The 16,317-nt window shown below is 35.4% G+C and carries 15 protein-coding genes; 7 read left to right on the top strand and 8 right to left on the bottom strand.

Annotated features, from left to right (window positions below; all coding sequences use genetic code 11):
* Positions 1–62: 62 nt before the first annotated feature.
* The 7 genes from E0I61_RS07355 to E0I61_RS16275 form a co-directional block, all read right to left on the bottom strand.
* The gene (locus tag E0I61_RS07355; protein WP_132070401.1) at positions 63–1,820 is read right to left on the bottom strand and encodes an aromatic amino acid hydroxylase; all 1,758 of its coding nucleotides are present in this window, start codon (positions 1,818–1,820) and stop codon (positions 63–65) included.
* Between the two features lie 222 nt (positions 1,821–2,042).
* Entirely contained in the window at positions 2,043–3,176 is a 1,134-nt protein-coding gene (locus E0I61_RS07360; RefSeq protein WP_132070403.1) for an esterase-like activity of phytase family protein, read from the bottom strand.
* Positions 3,177–3,255: 79 nt separating this feature from the next.
* Entirely contained in the window at positions 3,256–3,642 is a 387-nt protein-coding gene (locus E0I61_RS07365) for a group III truncated hemoglobin (protein WP_132070405.1), read from the bottom strand.
* A 61-nt stretch (positions 3,643–3,703) separates the two neighbouring features.
* Positions 3,704–4,948, bottom strand: a complete 1,245-nt coding sequence (gene ilvA, locus E0I61_RS07370; RefSeq protein WP_132070407.1) for a threonine ammonia-lyase IlvA — start codon at positions 4,946–4,948, stop codon at positions 3,704–3,706.
* A 222-nt stretch (positions 4,949–5,170) separates the two neighbouring features.
* Positions 5,171–5,713, bottom strand: coding sequence for a DUF4136 domain-containing protein (locus E0I61_RS07375; RefSeq protein WP_132070409.1), 543 nt, complete (start codon positions 5,711–5,713; stop codon positions 5,171–5,173).
* Between the two features lie 50 nt (positions 5,714–5,763).
* Positions 5,764–7,746 (bottom strand): urocanate hydratase, encoded by a 1,983-nt coding sequence (locus E0I61_RS07380; protein ID WP_132070411.1) that lies wholly within the window; start codon positions 7,744–7,746, stop codon positions 5,764–5,766.
* A 293-nt stretch (positions 7,747–8,039) separates the two neighbouring features.
* On the bottom strand, positions 8,040–8,216 hold the full coding sequence (locus tag E0I61_RS16275) for a DUF5522 domain-containing protein (protein ID WP_158634650.1): 177 nt from the start codon (positions 8,214–8,216) through the stop codon (positions 8,040–8,042).
* A 105-nt stretch (positions 8,217–8,321) separates the two neighbouring features.
* Between E0I61_RS16275 and E0I61_RS07385 the strand changes: the two genes are divergently transcribed.
* From E0I61_RS07385 to hemL, 5 genes are all read left to right on the top strand, one after another.
* Entirely contained in the window at positions 8,322–8,663 is a 342-nt protein-coding gene (locus tag E0I61_RS07385; RefSeq protein WP_131992069.1) for a hypothetical protein, read from the top strand.
* A 450-nt stretch (positions 8,664–9,113) separates the two neighbouring features.
* Positions 9,114–10,949, top strand: a complete 1,836-nt coding sequence (locus E0I61_RS07390) for a T9SS type A sorting domain-containing protein (RefSeq protein WP_132070413.1) — start codon at positions 9,114–9,116, stop codon at positions 10,947–10,949.
* A gap of 86 nt (positions 10,950–11,035) precedes the next feature.
* A complete protein-coding gene (locus tag E0I61_RS07395; RefSeq protein WP_132070415.1) occupies positions 11,036–11,932 on the top strand; it encodes a 1-aminocyclopropane-1-carboxylate deaminase/D-cysteine desulfhydrase in 897 nt (298 codons plus the stop codon).
* On the top strand, positions 11,925–12,833 hold the full coding sequence (locus E0I61_RS07400; RefSeq protein WP_132070417.1) for a glucosaminidase domain-containing protein: 909 nt from the start codon (positions 11,925–11,927) through the stop codon (positions 12,831–12,833). The genes E0I61_RS07395 and E0I61_RS07400 overlap by 8 nt, the downstream gene beginning before the upstream one ends.
* Positions 12,834–12,864: 31 nt before the next feature.
* On the top strand, positions 12,865–14,151 hold the full coding sequence (gene hemL / locus E0I61_RS07405) for a glutamate-1-semialdehyde 2,1-aminomutase (RefSeq protein WP_131992081.1): 1,287 nt from the start codon (positions 12,865–12,867) through the stop codon (positions 14,149–14,151).
* Positions 14,152–14,214: 63 nt separating this feature from the next.
* Here hemL and E0I61_RS07410 read toward each other — a convergent pair whose 3' ends face one another.
* Positions 14,215–14,676: a hypothetical protein gene (locus tag E0I61_RS07410; protein WP_132070419.1), complete on the bottom strand. Its 462-nt coding sequence runs from the start codon at positions 14,674–14,676 to the stop codon at positions 14,215–14,217.
* Between the two features lie 317 nt (positions 14,677–14,993).
* On the opposite strand from E0I61_RS07410, the gene E0I61_RS07415 reads away from it, so the two are divergent.
* Together E0I61_RS07415 and E0I61_RS07420 are read left to right on the top strand one after the other, a co-directional pair.
* Positions 14,994–15,368: a hypothetical protein gene (locus E0I61_RS07415; protein ID WP_235832084.1), complete on the top strand. Its 375-nt coding sequence runs from the start codon at positions 14,994–14,996 to the stop codon at positions 15,366–15,368.
* Positions 15,369–15,503: 135 nt separating this feature from the next.
* Complete coding sequence (locus E0I61_RS07420; protein WP_131992087.1) at positions 15,504–16,283, top strand: MbnP family protein; 780 nt, start codon at positions 15,504–15,506, stop codon at positions 16,281–16,283.
* Positions 16,284–16,317: the final 34 nt, after the last annotated feature.

The following is a 16,317-nucleotide window of genomic DNA, read 5'->3' on the forward strand; positions in this document are numbered from 1 at the left end:
ATGAACCGCAGATTAACAGATTTTAGATAACTCTACTAATTTGCGAATCTGCGGTTCCTTTTTTAAGCTTTCTCTTTATCGAAAATCAAATCCAAACCTCCAGTTATCAAATGGGCTACTTCGGGTCTTTTTTCTTTTAATTGATCAAGATAAGCCATTATTTCCTGTAGTAATTGTGGTTCGTTTCTGTCTTTCAAAAGTTCCGTGATTTCAACAGCTAACAACCAATCGTTTGGATGATTGTTACGTAATTTATCAAAAATCGGTACCACAGAAGTTTCTGTATCCTTGGTTTCTCTACTATTTCTAACCGTTTGGTATAAAACCTCTAAATCATCACGTTCCGCGGTATGTTTCGCCTTGATGGTTTTACTTGTTGGAACATGTGAAATCAAATCAAAACTATTCACATCAGCAGGACCTGAAAAAGCAGAAACCACTTTTTTACCAACAGCCATATCGTAAATTCCCCATTGCGGTTGAAACAAAATAGTTTTTCCATGGGTTACGGTACAATTTTTTAAACTGATCAGAATAATTTCACCGTGCAGGTTTCTCGATCCGGTAATAATTTCCCCTTTTACGGTAATATCACCTTCAAATTCTAGCGTTACAATTTGATTTTCAGTAATAGAATAGGCACTTAAATCTCTAGGACTCATGTCTTCAATGGCAAGATTAATGCCTTTTAGTTTTCCAATAGGACTTCCAAAACCTTCTGTATGTTTGATTGTTCCATGACCCACTAACTCTTTTTCTCTATATGATAAAGCTGTTTTGCCCGTTGTTTGGATATAAACGGGTTTTCCTTCTTCTTCGATAACATTGGTGAATACTCCTGAAATTTGAATCCCGGTGCTCAATTCAATTGTGCCTAAAGCATTTGAATGGATCAATTTATTAATTCCTGATAATCCTCCGGTACGCAACGCCATTTTATTGGCAAATTCCTCTAAAACCAAGCTTAAATAAGCAAAATCTGGAGTGACGTAAAGTTGCGGTTGCAGTTTAGTAATGTCAAAACTCTGGTTGGCAGCTGATAGGTCGTAAGGGATTTTCTTTACATTATCCGTCATGCACCAGGCACTTTCCCCAATAGACGAAAGCAGTCCGGCACCATATATTTTTGGATTGTCAATAGTTCCAATCAAACCATATTCCACGGTCCACCAATGCAGGTTTCTGATTTGCGCCATTTCCGATAATTCACCCATGTTATTCTGCAAATCTTCCACTGCTTTTTCGGCTGCATCAATATCGGCTTGTGGGGTATCTTCGGCTTCTTTCAAGATAGAAAGCAATCGGATGGCTTCATACATTTGGTAATCTTTGTGCGAAGAAATCGCTTTGCAGCCTATCTCACCAAAACGACGCAGGTATTCCGCATATTCGGGATTGGCAATAATGGGCGCGTGACCGGCACCTTCGTGAATAATATCCGGTGCAGGCGTGTATTCTATGTGTTCGAGTTGGCGAATATCAGATGCAATTACAAGGACATTATATGCCTGAAATTCCATGAAAGCATTTGGCGGAATAAATCCGTCAACCGCTACAGCAGCCCAACCAATTTCGGTTAGAATACGGTTCATACCATACATGCTGGGAATGTTGTCGACTTCGATTCCCGTTTTTTTCAAACCTTCCAAGTAGGAACTATGAGCCACTTTTGATAAATAATCCACATTTTTGCGCATCACATAACGCCAAACCGCTTGATTTATGGGCGTGTAATCGCTATAATCCTGAGGTTTAATAAATTGCTTTAAGTGTTTTGGCAATCGGTCTAATAACGGATTACTTTCTATAGTTGTGTTCATATCGAAAACGTTGTAGTTCAACTGCAAAAGTACGAATTTCAGGAGCTATTTCCCGCTTTTCATTGCAAGTTTTTGCAAACCCGTTTGTTTTTCTAAAGTTTATAAAATAGCTTCCTCCGGTCGCTTTTTATAAACAAGAAAAACCAAAACGGCTTTCGCAAAAAGCTTTCCATTTCAATCTGGGCTAGGGGAGTTGTGGATTGATAGATTTTTTTGGATTTACTACTTCACCAACTCAAATACCAAAACCTGCGTTTTTTGTTTGTCTGAAAAATTATTATCCGAAACAAAAATTATCGAGCGGTTGCCATTGGCTAATTTTGGTCCAAAAGTAAGTCCTTCGATATTATCAATAAAAATTCCCAAATTATCCATGTTTAGAATGAGTTTTTTAGAAGCTAATTCAAATTTCTGATTCTTTAAGGAAGCGTAATTTTTTACATTAGTTGCTTTTTTCAAATCACAAAGAAATACTTTTATCGTGCAAGCTTGCGTACCGGTAGAGTAGGAACGTTCCACAACCAGCAATTGGTTTTTACCATAATACTGTATCGCTGAAACTCCATTTACAGCAAAAGAGCCTTTTGGGTCGGGCTCATGTGCAATGGGTTCCAGTTGGTACCCGTATTGGGCGGTGTTCTTTTTTGTTTTTGCATTAAATTGATACAATCTAATCAAACCTCCTATGCTGGTATTGGCTTTGTCGCCATCTTCAAATAAAGGTTCTTCAATGTTGGTATAGATTTTTTTATACTTTTTGTCAAAAGTAATTCCTTCTAAAGTTCCATTATTTCTCGGACCTTTTTCCAGTTTCTGCATTTTTAAATTTTCCGATAATGTGACATTGCCAAGAAAATCACCTTTTAAATCCATGAAATTTATCGATGGATTTTGTAAAACTTCTTTATCTGCAGTAATCACTCGAGCACCTTCGCTACTCCAAACCAAAGTGTTCGTTTTTGGATTGAATCGGATATCTTCTGGATCTGCTGAAGTAGTTGGTGTTGTGGTCCAATTGCCATACACTTTTCCGATTTCATTTTTTAAAGTACTAACACTTTGGAAATGGATACTTTCTAATTTATTTTCGACCAAACGAATTTTTGCGGTGTAAAATCGGGAATCATTAGTCTGGGATCTTTCATCACTTATCAAGTAATACAAGTCGTTTTTTGCATCATAATCGATTCCAGATAAACCGCCCACTTTTGTATTCTGAAAAGTTTCATCAAATGGAATTTCGATCGAACTGATTAGTCTTAAACTGGGAGTTGGTTTGTTTTCAGTGGTTTGTTTTAAATTGGAGCAAGAAAGAAGAACGGCTGGTAAAACAACGAGAAATAAAAGTTTACGCATGAAAGAATGTGTTACTATTTGCAAAAGTGAACTGATGTATTGATTAAAAAGCTGCTGTAAAAACTACGGATTGTTAATTTTATTTTTTTTCGGCATTGCGGAAATACTCAATTTTGTAGTTGAACATTTCAGCCATATTTTTGGCGCGTAGTTTTGCTTCTTCGGCCAATGGACCTGCAAATAAACTATCAGTAGTTTCCGTGAAAATTTCCATCCAACGCTCAAAATGTTCCTTGGTAACCGGCAACTGTTTGTGTGGTGGAAACGGACTTCCGGAATAAGAGTGTACTTCGAGTAAAATGGTTTGCCAGAAACGATACATTTTTTCCAAATGTTCGGACCAGTTATTGCCTATTTTTTCGTTGAATATGGGTCCAATAAAGGTGTCTTTTTGAACTTTAGAATAAAAAGTGTCAACAAGCAATTTGATGTCTTCCAAGTTGGTAATATCCGTGAGTGTTGTCATGATTGGGTATAAAAAAAGCCTACGCAAAGGTAGGCCTTTATGCTGAAAATGGATAATTCTTTTACCCAATTAAATGCGTAAATAAATCTTGCTTTTCGTTGAGGTATTTAAACTCAAAACCTTTGTTCGTCATCTGGGATTTAATGGATAAAATGTCATTTTTGTTTTTTAGTTCTAGTCCAACTACTGCGGGACCTACTTCACGACTGTTCTTTTTGGTAAACTGAAAATAGGTAATGTCATCATCAGGTCCTAAAATATCATTTACAAATTCCTTTAATGCACCAGGGCGTTGCGGAAACTGGATCATGAAGTAATGCATTAATCCTTCATACAGTAAAGAGCGTTCCTTTATTTCGGCAGTTCTTTCGATGTCATTGTTACTTCCACTGACGATGCAGACTACGGTTTTGCCTTTTATTTGGTCTTTATAAAAGTCCAAAGCAGCAATGGTTAACGCTCCGGCAGGTTCGACAACCATGGCTTCTTCGTTATACAATCGCAAAATGGTGGTGCATACTTTACCTTCAGGAACCAGAATGATATCGTCTAAATTTTTACGGCAAATTTCAAAAGTGATGTCGCCTACCTGTTTTACCGCTGCGCCATCCACAAATTTGTCAATGGTTTCCAGAGGTGTGTTTTTGCCATTGGCAATAGCCGTTTTCATCGAGGGTGCACCTTCGGGCTCTACACCAATGATTTTAGTATTGGGGCTCAAATGTTTAAAAACCTCCGAAAGTCCAGCCGCCAATCCGCCACCGCCAATAGGGATAAATACATAATCGATAGGGTTCTTAAATGATTCTAAAATTTCTAATCCGACTGTACCTTGACCTGCAATGACTTTTACGTCATCAAACGGGTGAATAAAAGCTTTGTTGCTTTGGGTTGCATCTGCTACGGCTTTTGCGTAAGCGTCATCAAAAGTATCTCCTGTTAAAACAATTTCTACGTATGATTTTCCAAACAACTGCACTTGTTTTACTTTTTGCTTAGGCGTTGTTTTAGGCATGTAAATCTTGCCCATTATTTTTAGCAGATTGCAGGAATAGGCCACTCCTTGTGCATGGTTCCCTGCGCTGGCACAAACAATACCCTGTTTTTTTTCCTGTTCTGTAAGAGAAATCATTTTGTTGTAAGCTCCCCTAATTTTGTAGGAGCGAACGATTTGTAAATCTTCGCGTTTTAACAGGATGGTTGATTCGAATTCATCGGAAAGATTCAGGTTTTCTGTCAATGGAGTAGCAGGAACCACTCCTTGTAACTGATTTTTTGCCGCTACTACTTCTTTAAATATATTCATGGTCGTTGTTTTCTAGTCTTTAATTTTTTTTTTTGATATAAAAAAACCTCCCGATGTGGGAGGTTTGATAAATTGTATATTGCTTACTTATTTATATAACACCTCGCCATTATTGTTGAATTACAATAATGTTAATAGCGATAATAATGTTATTTAAGTTGTTCATTGTTTTTGTTTGAGCTGCAAATATATAGATTGTCTGATAAGATCATATCAAAATGTTTATTTTTTTGAAGCCGAAGGTGGGAATTGTTCTAAAATTTTTGCCACAAATTCATTGATTTGTTTTTCTTTTTCACTGCGGTTTTCAGTCAAATATCCAACTCCTTCTCCTTGCCAAACCAATTCTTTTTTCTTGGCATCTATTAAATCAATATACAATGTTCCTTCGGTTGAAGACGAAACATACGTACTGCGTCCTCCCCAGAAATAAGGATTCCATCCGTAACCCCATCCATAACCCCAACCGGCATTGTATTGGTTCACGTCAATTTTTTCTCTTTCTTTGGTGAGAATGTTAATCAGCAAATCTGGATTTTCACTTTTGGTCATACCTTTTCTGCTAAGTTCTCGGTCGATAGCATTAAGTATTCTTTTCTTATCCAATTCTGAAATTTCAACTCGATCGATGCCTTTTTTATGAAAAGCATACGTTTTATATTGACTGAAATCTACATTATTATCATAATCTGAATATACTTTTACGGAACTGCAAGAGGCAATTACGAAAAGTAGAAATACGGGAAGGAATTTTATTGCTTTCATGGTGTGATTATTTGATTACTATATGTTTACTAAAGATACACTCAAATTTTTTAAAAATCCAACAAATTGTCGGCTACTATATTAGGGATGGTCACTTTCAATAAAGGTTGCGTCTCCATCGCTCTTTTTATGGCAAATAGTGCTCCGTCATTTCTAGCCCAGCTTCTTCTGGATATTCCGTTATTGACATCCCAGAAAAGCATTGATGCTAAACGTCTCGAAGCTTCTTTAGATCCATCAAGAACCATACCAAATCCACCGTTAATTACCTCGCCCCAGCCAACACCACCGCCATTGTGAATGGATACCCAAGTGGCACCTCTAAAGCTGTCACCAATAACATTTTGTATCGCCATATCAGCCGTAAAACGGGAGCCGTCATAAATATTAGAAGTCTCTCTGTACGGGGAATCCGTGCCGGAAACATCGTGGTGATCCCTGCCCAAAACTACTGTTCCAATTTCGCCTTTGGCAATAGCCTGATTAAAAGCTTCGGCAATTTTTACACGACCTTCGGCATCAGCATAAAGAATTCGGGCTTGAGACCCTACTACCAGTTTGTTTTCCTGAGCACCTTTTATCCAGTGAATGTTATCCTGCATTTGCTGCTGTATTTCTTCAGGAGCCGTTTTTGCCATTTCTTCCAAAACTTGACAAGCAATAGCGTCTGTTTTGGCTAAATCGTCCGGTTTTCCCGAAGCACAAACCCAACGGAAAGGTCCAAAGCCGTAATCAAAACACATAGGTCCCATAATATCCTGTACATAACTTGGATATCTGAAATCGATATGATTTTCTGCCATAATATCGGCACCGGCACGGGAAGCTTCTAGCAAGAAAGCATTTCCATAATCGAAGAAATAGGTTCCTTTTGCAGTGTGTTTGTTAATTGCAGTTGTGTGTCTGCGTAACGTTTCCTGTACTTTTTCTTTGAATAAATCTGGATTGTTGGCCATCATTTCGTTGGCTTCTTCAAACGAAATACCAATTGGATAATAGCCTCCAGCCCAAGGATTATGCAAAGAGGTTTGATCCGATCCTAAATCAATATGAATATTTTCCTGATCAAATTTTTCCCAAATATCGACCACGTTTCCTAGATACCCGATAGAAACGATTTCTTTATTGGCTTGTGCCGAAGCGACTCGTTGCACCAACTCATCAATGTCTTCAACCACTTCGTTTATCCAGCCTTGACTGTGGCGAATATGCGTTATTTTTGCATTTACTTCGGCACAAACGGTGATGCAACCGGCAATATTTCCGGCTTTCGGCTGTGCGCCACTCATTCCGCCCAAACCAGAGGTTACAAATAAACCACCTTTTGGACTGCGTTTTATTTTACGAAAACCATTCAAAACAGTAATGGTTGTTCCGTGTACGATTCCTTGCGGACCGATGTACATGTAACTTCCGGCAGTCATTTGTCCGTATTGCGAAACACCCAATGCATTCATTTTTTCCCAATCGTCCGGTTTAGAATAATTAGGGATTACCATTCCGTTGGTTACTACTACTCTAGGAGCTTCTTTATGTGATGGAAACAATCCCATCGGATGTCCGGAATACATCGTCAAGGTTTGCTCATCGGTCATTTCCGATAAGTATTGCATCGTCAAAAGATATTGTGCCCAGTTTTGAAAAACAGCTCCATTCCCGCCGTATGTAATCAATTCATGCGGATGTTGCGCCACAGCATAATCGAGATTATTTTGAATCATCAGCATGATGGCTTTGGTTTGCTCACATTTTCCGGGATATTCGGCAATAGGTCTTGCGTACATTTTATAATCCGGACGCAAGCGGTACATATAAATACGACCATACGTTTCCAATTCTTCCGAGAATTCTTTTATTAATTCAGCGTGGTGATGTGGTTCAAAATAGCGTAGGGCGTTTCGTAACGCTAGTTTTTTCTCTTCGTTCGAAAGGATTTCTTTCCGTTTTGGAGCGTGATTGATGTCTATTTCGTATGGTTTCGGTTTTGGTAAAACTGATGGAATTCCTTGTTGTATTTGTTCTTGAAAAGTCATGTTTTTTTATTGAAAAATTTAAATATTGAAAAATTTAAAGAAATAGCAATGTTTTCTACATTTTTATGTCTTCAAATTAACTCATTTTCGAATTGTATTTATACTCGATTCGCATTTTGTTCCTTATTTTAGTTAAGGAATACAGCCAATAAAAAAAACGACTATGGATAACGGATATCCGATCTATGGTAGGATTTGTATATTTTAATCCTATACTTTAATGATTGATTATCCATGTTTTAGGGTTAGTTGATTTTGTGATTGAATACTGTAAACTGCTATCTGAAAACTGTTTACTTTTTATTCGTTCCTGTTTTTTTATCAAATCCATAAGGACAATGACGACAACCACTCTTACAGCAATAACCACGTTTTAAATGGTGTTTTTCAGTAAAACATTTATAGCCTTCAGGTGTGTAATAGAAATCTTCGCCTTCTATTAATTTATTTTCATTACTTTGGTCAATCATATTTGGGATTATTCGATTGTAAAATTCATGAAATCAACTCAAACGATTGAGTTTTTCATTAAATAGAACCATTTTATTATTACAAATTTATAAATTTTATAGCGAATGTTTCTGATTGTTGCTAAATATTTAATTCCTAAAGGCTATCACGGACTAACTGTATTTCCTTTTGTGTTTGTAAAATATGGTATAGATAAAGAGAATGCTATTTTTATCAACCATGAAAAAATTCATCTTCGGCAACAACTGGAGCTTTTAATACTACCTTTTTTTGCTTGGTATCTGTTAGAATATTTTGTTCGCTTGTTTCAGTATAAAAACACCAATTTGGCCTATAGTAATATCAGTTTTGAAAGAGAAGCTTACGCTAATGAATCTAATTTTGAATATCTAAAAAGCAGACCCTTTTTAGGTTTTGTGAAATATTTATACTTAAAAAATAAGTAGTGCTTGTCAAAACCATTTTAGAACTTAATGTATTTTGATGTTACCTTCGATTGCATTTTGCTGTCTCGTATTTATTGACCTAAAACAATTATACAGTATTAACTTATAGGTTGTTAAATGCTTTTTATTTAAAATCCTGAAGTATTTAATCATTTTTGCTTAATTTTTTAATTATAGGAAATAACATATTTAAAACATTAAAAACATGTATTTAGTCGATTATTTATACTTTTTGTCGACATTTATGTTGACTCCTATCCTGTTTTTTTGTAGTTTTAATGAAATTAACTCAAAACAGATTTTTTTGACTAAAATCCTTGATTAAGAATGTTTTTTTTAGACCTTTTTAAAGTTCAAGAGATTTCATTTTTTATAATTAAAATAATATTACTAAAATAAAATGTCTCATAAAAAAATCTGATTTTAGATGAAAATTTAATAAGCAAGCTTATGAATTCAAAATTACTTAAAATAGCATTGTTGATTGTTACTGGATTTTTTTTACAGAACGGTGCCAATGCCCAGATGTATATAAGTCCTAATAGTTACGTTTTTGCGAATAACGAAGTCGTTTTTATAAAACAGCAATTAGAGTTAAATGCTGCCAACAGTAATTTCTATTTAAGGAAGGATGCCCAGTTGGTTCAAGGTTCTACGTCAGCCGGAGCAAATAAAGGACTTGGGAGTTTATCTGTTTTTCAAGAAGGAACTACAAACAATTTTCAATTTGATTATTGGTGTTCTCCAGTTGGAGGCAGTAATGCAACTGCAGGAAACACTGCTTTTGGAATTACTCAGCTTAAAGATATTGTAAACTTGACAAATAGTAATAATTCAACACCTTTGGCAATGAACAATTATAATGGGACAGCCAGCCCATTTGCAATTGCACCTTATTGGATTTTTAAGTTAACCGCCACTTCCAGTTATTCAGATTGGATTCAGGTAGGAGCAACTTCAGGTGTAAATGCAGGAGAAGGATTTACGATGAAAGGGAGTTCAGGAACTAATTTAACTACAGTAAATGGAGTTCAAAATAATCCTGGAGGCAAACAGAGATATGATTTTAGAGGTAAGCCAAATGATGGAACTATTTCTATACCAGTTGCATTTGAGCAATTTACATTGACAGGAAATCCCTATCCATCTGCCATAGATTTATCTGCTTTTTTAATTGCACAAACACATTGCACCGGAATTGCTTATTTCTGGGAACAGGATGGGACAGTTGATTCTCATTACATTGCAAATTACAAAGGCGGATATGGTGCTTTTTCTCCAGGTGATATTACTACTAATGGTATATACGTACCGGCTACTTTTTATTCGTACGATGGTTCTGGAAATGAAGGATCGGCTTCCGGTACAGGAGGAAGTTATGAAAGACGTTTTTCTCCTATTGGGCAAGGATTCATGATTGATGGACTTGTAAATGGAACTGTAGAGATGAAAAACAGCTACAGGGTTTTTGTTAAAGAAGATGTTTTGAATTATTCTCAATTTGAAAAAAATATAAATTCAAATAAAACAAAGACCACTTCTACTTACATGTCAGATATCCCATCAGTATCCGGATTTGATTATAAAACGGTAAGTACTGCACCAACGCCGCAAATACGATTTAATACCTTATTGAACAATCAAGGAATTCGTCAAATTGTTTTGGCATTTATTCCTGGAGCTACTGATGGGGTTGATCGTGCAATGGATGCAATATCTTCCAGTGATGATAGTCCGGCCGATGTTTACTTTGTAATAGATGATGAAGAATATCTTATAAACGCAGTGAATTTTGATATTGATAAAAAAATTCCAATAGGTTTTAAAAATACTGATCAAGCCAATTTTAAGATTACAGTAAAAGGAATGTTGAATTTCACAGGTACCAATGCCGTTTATTTACACGATAAAAAAACTGATTTATATCATGATATCAAAAACGATTTTTATGATTTGACATTGCCGGCAGGAGTAAACAACACACAGTTTGAAATTACGTTTAAAAATAATACTACTTTAGGATTTGACGAAACATCACGTCAAAGTTTAGTGGTTTATCAAAATAATACCACTAAAAACCTAACAATTAGTAATCCTTTACTAGTGGATCTTGCTTCTTGTAATTTATATGATGTTGCCGGAAAATTAATTTTCAATAAAAAAGATTTAGGTTCAAATCCCTCTTATACTTTTTCTACTTCGGGACTTAGTGATGGGATTTATATCGTTAAAATAGCCACTAAAGATAAAAATGAAGTTGGTCAAAAAATAATTATCAGAAAATAGAGTCAATATAAAAGAAACGAAATGCAATCTTTAGAGGTTGCATTTTTATTAGATATAATTTTACCTTTGTGCCAAAATCACTTAGCTTGAATCAACATCTAACAACTCTGTTTCCAAACGCCATTTCAGTAGCCATCAAACGGGAAGATTTGATTCATCCTTTTATTTCCGGAAATAAATTCAGAAAGCTGAAATACAATTTGCTGCAAGCAAAAACGGAGTATTATGAAACGCTACTTACTTTTGGAGGTGCTTTTTCGAATCATGTAGCGGCAGTGGCTTTTGCAGGAAAAGAAAAAGGATTTAAAACCATCGGAATTATTCGTGGGGATGAGTTAGGGAGTAAAATATCGGAGAATCCCACATTGTCATTCGCTCAAAATTGCGGAATGCAACTGGAATTTATTTCAAGGGAGAAGTACCGATTGAAAAGCGAACTTTCTTTTTTAGAGAACTTAAAACAGCAATTCGGGGACTTTTATCTAATACCTGAAGGCGGGACAAATGCGTTAGCCATCAAAGGTTGTCAAGAGATTCTAACTCCGGGAGACGCTGAATTTGATTATATTTGTTGCTCAATAGGAACTGGCGGAACCATTTCAGGAATTATTAACAGTGTTTTGCCACACCAAAAAGTTTTAGGATTTCCCGCTTTGAAAGGTGATTTTTTGAAAGAGGAAATTCGTAATTTTGCCCAAAATGAAAACTGGGAGTTAATTACCGAGTATCATTTTGGAGGTTACGGAAAAGTAAATGAAGCCTTAATCGAATTTATCAATCAGTTTTACAAGGAAAATCAAATTCCCTTGGATCCTATTTATACGGGAAAGATGGTTTTTGGCGTTATAGATTTAATTCAAAAAAACTATTTTCCTGCCAAATCAAAAATTTTACTAATTCATACGGGTGGAATTCAGGGAATTCAAGGAATGAATGTGAAATTAAGAAACAAACAATTACCAACAATAGATATCTATGTTTAAAAAAATCCTACTGCTTCTTACCATAATTACTTTGATAGGTTGTAATGCCGCAAAACCTGTTATTGTAACAAAGAAAGCTCCTTTAAAACCAAAATCAGAAGTCGTTCGCACGATTAAAAAAACAGCTACATCAAGCTCTAATACAGCAAAAACAACTGTTGCAAAACCTGTAAAAAAAGAACAAAGTAATCGTGAAACAGAAGTAATCGTTTCAACATCAAAAACAGTAGTCACAAATGATGTTGTCGTATCTTATATTTCTAAATTTAAAGAAATTGCGATGGGAAACATGAAGAATTATGGGATTCCCGCAAGTATTATTTTAGCTCAGGGGATTTTAGAATCAGGTGCAGGAAGAGGAGATTTAGCAATAAGTGCTAATAATCATTTTGGAATAAAATGTCATGCAGGATGGACAGGAGAAAGCGTTAAGCACGACGATGATACTGATCAGGAATGCTTTAGAAAATACGATAATCCTTCAGAATCATTCAAAGATCACGCTTTATTTTTAACGGGAAGAAGCAGGTATTCTAAACTATTCGGATTCTCAAAAGGCGATTATAAAGCTTGGGCAAAAGGCTTAAGAGCGGCAGGGTATGCCACAGATCCTAAATATCCGGATAAGTTGATTTCTTATATTGAGCGCTACAATTTGCACGAGTATGACAATCAGGTTTTAGATGTTAATTATGTGTCTAATGAAAAAGAGATGGTTGAGGAATTAACTATAGAATCCAGAAAGACAATCAGTCAAGACTTATTTTCATACGTTGTTCAAAAAGGGGATACGCTTTATTCCATTTCAAAAAAATTCGATTTAAAAGTCGATGATTTAAAACAAAAAAATAATCTTTCTGACAGTATATTATCGATTGGACAGAGATTGGTAGTAAAATAATTAAAAAATAACTATAACTCATAATTCATAAATGTTGTATAAAAGAAGCAGTCAGCTTTTTGCTGAAGCAGAAAAAGTAATTCCGGGAGGTGTAAATTCACCAGTGAGAGCTTTTAAAGCAGTGGGTGGAACTCCAATTTTTGTCAAAAGTGCTAAAGGTGCTTATTTGTATGATGAAGATGGAAACCGTTTGATTGACTATATCAATTCTTGGGGTCCAATGATTTTAGGACACGCTTACGAACCGGTAGTACAAGCCGTGATTGAGAAAGCAAAATTAGGAACCTCTTTTGGGATGCCAACAGAATTGGAAACTCAAATTGCAGCTTTGGCTGTTGCTATGGTTCCGAATATCGATAAAATCAGATTTGTAAACTCAGGTACTGAAGCATGTATGAGCGCTGTAAGGCTGGCTCGTGGATTTACTAAAAGAGACAAAATAATAAAATTTGCAGGTTGTTACCATGGTCATTCGGATTCGTTTTTAATCCAAGCGGGAAGTGGAGCAATTACTTTTGGTTCACCAAACAGTCCGGGAGTAACAGCAGGAACGGCAAAGGATACTTTACTTGCAAAATACAATGATTTAGATAATGTAGCCACTTTAATTGAAGCGAATAAAAATGAAATTGCAGCCATAATCGTGGAGCCTGTTGCGGGGAACATGGGCTGTATTCCACCAAATAAAGGCTTTTTGGAAGGCTTGCGCCAATTGTGTACCGATAACGGAATTCTATTGATTTTTGATGAGGTGATGACTGGATTCAGACTCGCAAGAGGCGGTGTTCAGGAATTATTTAATATAACTGCTGATATTGTTTGCTTCGGGAAAGTAATCGGTGGAGGATTGCCTGTTGGTGCTTTTGCCGCCCGTGCAGAAATTATGAATTATCTGGCTCCGTTAGGTCCCGTTTATCAAGCAGGAACATTGTCAGGAAATCCATTGGCAATGGCAGCAGGATTAGCGATGTTACAAGCATTAGATGCTGATCGTGCTATTTTTAAAAGATTAGAAGAGAAAACAGCATATTTGGCTGCAGGAATTGATAAAGTTTTAAAAGCAAATGATGTTGCATTTACAATCAACAGCATTGGATCTATGATTTCGGTTCATTTTGATGCCGCTCCGGTTGTAGACTTTCAAACAGCTGCAAATGGCGATAATGAAACCTTCAAGAAATTCTTTCACGGATTATTGCAAGAAGGAATTTATATTGCGCCGTCTGCTTATGAAACATGGTTTATAACCGATGCATTAACGTATGAGGATTTAGATTTCACCATTCGAGCTATAGATAAAGTATCGAAAACATTTTAAATAAAAAAAGCCCCAATTGGGGCTTTTTTTATGAAATAAGATGAAATATTTCAAGTGAATGGATTATTTTTTATCACCCATTTCTGCTGGTTTTCTATCTTTATGATGTATCATTCTTTTTTTTATTCCGTGATGTTTTTTTCCTTTCATGTCATCCCATTTTTTATATTGTTCTGATGTAAGAATTTTTTTCATTCTTTCTTTCATAACAATTTGTTCGTCTAACATTTTGCTTTTTTTAGTAAAAAGTTCGTCAGAAGTTAGTTTTTTAGCCGAATCTTTAGTTGCTTTTCTTTCTGCCATTCTAGCTTCTCTTTTGGCACTTTGTTCTGCAATGATTGTACTCATTTCTTTTTGTTGTGAAGCATTCAAATCTAATTCCAGAGTCATTTTTTTTAACTGCAATTGATTTCTTTGCTCAGGTGTCAATTGCTCCATTTGGGTGCGCTCTGGTCTTGCTTTTTTTTCTTGTGCAAAGCTTGTCATTCCGACAATTAATAATGCAGCGATAAATAATTTTTTCATTTGTATTGTTTTAATTTTTATGCATATAGGACAATAATTTTCATAAAAAGTTTAATCGTTAACAAAAAATTATCGTTTGGATTTAATAGTAAATGAATATTTGTAGTAGCTATTTTTGTATATAAGACACCAAAAAAGTAGCTTTTATTGTTGCTAAAGCATGATATTTATTAGTTTTTATAAAGTTTAATTTTTCGACTTTTTGAGGTTATTTATTTAAATTATTTTGGATGACAATACTTTATTTTGAATTTGGTAAACAAGATTATTCTATTTAAAACATTTTTTATGACCTAATGATTTAGTAAATTCGCACCGTGAAAAAAATCGTATTCATAATTGTATTAATCATGCTTGTAAAGCCAATTCTACCGGTTTTAGAGTATGTCGTGAATTATGAATATATTTCGAAAGTACTTTGTATCAATAAGGACAAACCTAAAATGCAATGTAACGGAAAATGTCATTTGATGAAAGAATTGGCTAAAGCTTCTGATGCTGAAAAGCCTCTTTCTTCCAATAAAAAAGGAACTTCTCAAATACTTGACGTACTCATTTTTGAGGAAATCAAATCTTTCGTAATTACACCCGTTTGTTTTGGTAACAAAGAAAAAATAAACTCATACTATTCTAATTTATACTTTCACTTGAATAGTGCTTCAGTATTTCATCCACCCCCTTTCATTTCTTAAATTTTTATGCACGTAGTGTGCTTTTCTTGTCTGTTTTATGCAACGGATGAGATTCTGTTTGCTTTTTTTGGAAAAAAATCGTCCAAAAAAGGCATGCAAATCAATACCTAAATTTAAAATAAAAAAACTAAAGAAATGAAATTTCAATTAAAAAATATACTAGCTGTACTAGCTATTGCCATAACAATGTTTTCTTGTTCAAATGATGATAATGAAGCGATTACTGGTGAAGGAAACCTTAAATTAGAATTTGACAATACCTATAAAACGGCTGATTTTGCCATGAATACTAATTATACAAATTCTAATGCTGAGGTTGTTGCTGTTTCGAAAGCGATGTATATTGTGAGTAACATTGTCTTGACAAAAGAAGATGGGACAACCTTTACCTATCCAAAAAGCCAAAGCTATTTTATCGTGGATGAAGCAACGCCTGCAACATTAGTATTGAATCTTTCCAATATTCCTGCAGGAAATTATACTAAAGTAAAATACGGAATAGGAGTTGATAAAACGCAATGGGAAGCGGGAGCAACCGGTCAAGGGGACTTTTTGGCGAAAGCCCAAACCGCAGGAATGATGTGGTCATGGAGTGCCGGCTATAAGTTTGTGGCTTTCGAAGGAACTTTTACTTCATCCACTGTGTCAACAGCAAAACAATTTAAAGTGCACACCGGACAAACTGGAACAGATTATAATTACACCGAAGTGACGCTAGATTTTCCTAAAATTGCTTTGGTAAGAACTACAATTACACCTCAGGTTCACATTATGGCCGACTTGTCTCAGCTTATTGATGGTGCCAATAAAATCAGTCTTTCAGAAGCCGCAACTGTTATGGGCGGGGCTAAATTAGCATTGGTTACTGCTAATGTTTCCTCTATGTTTACAATAGACCATGTGCATAACGACTAAATTTTAATGCAATAGCGGTTGGTTTTTTGGCTGA

Source organism: Flavobacterium ranwuense (assembly GCF_004349315.1).
Classification (GTDB): Bacteria; Bacteroidota; Bacteroidia; order Flavobacteriales; family Flavobacteriaceae; genus Flavobacterium; species Flavobacterium ranwuense.

Coding starts and splice junctions, on each gene's coding strand:
- E0I61_RS07355 (WP_132070401.1), bottom strand. CDS start 1,820: ATGAACACAACTATAGAAAGTAATCCGTTATTAGACCGATTGCCAAAA.
- E0I61_RS07360 (WP_132070403.1), bottom strand. CDS start 3,176: ATGCGTAAACTTTTATTTCTCGTTGTTTTACCAGCCGTTCTTCTTTCT.
- E0I61_RS07365 (WP_132070405.1), bottom strand. CDS start 3,642: ATGACAACACTCACGGATATTACCAACTTGGAAGACATCAAATTGCTT.
- ilvA (WP_132070407.1), bottom strand. CDS start 4,948: ATGAATATATTTAAAGAAGTAGTAGCGGCAAAAAATCAGTTACAAGGA.
- E0I61_RS07375 (WP_132070409.1), bottom strand. CDS start 5,713: ATGAAAGCAATAAAATTCCTTCCCGTATTTCTACTTTTCGTAATTGCC.
- E0I61_RS07380 (WP_132070411.1), bottom strand. CDS start 7,746: ATGACTTTTCAAGAACAAATACAACAAGGAATTCCATCAGTTTTACCA.
- E0I61_RS16275 (WP_158634650.1), bottom strand. CDS start 8,216: ATGATTGACCAAAGTAATGAAAATAAATTAATAGAAGGCGAAGATTTC.
- E0I61_RS07385 (WP_131992069.1), top strand. CDS start 8,322: ATGTTTCTGATTGTTGCTAAATATTTAATTCCTAAAGGCTATCACGGA.
- E0I61_RS07390 (WP_132070413.1), top strand. CDS start 9,114: ATGAATTCAAAATTACTTAAAATAGCATTGTTGATTGTTACTGGATTT.
- E0I61_RS07400 (WP_132070417.1), top strand. CDS start 11,925: ATGTTTAAAAAAATCCTACTGCTTCTTACCATAATTACTTTGATAGGT.
- hemL (WP_131992081.1), top strand. CDS start 12,865: ATGTTGTATAAAAGAAGCAGTCAGCTTTTTGCTGAAGCAGAAAAAGTA.
- E0I61_RS07410 (WP_132070419.1), bottom strand. CDS start 14,676: ATGAAAAAATTATTTATCGCTGCATTATTAATTGTCGGAATGACAAGC.
- E0I61_RS07420 (WP_131992087.1), top strand. CDS start 15,504: ATGAAATTTCAATTAAAAAATATACTAGCTGTACTAGCTATTGCCATA.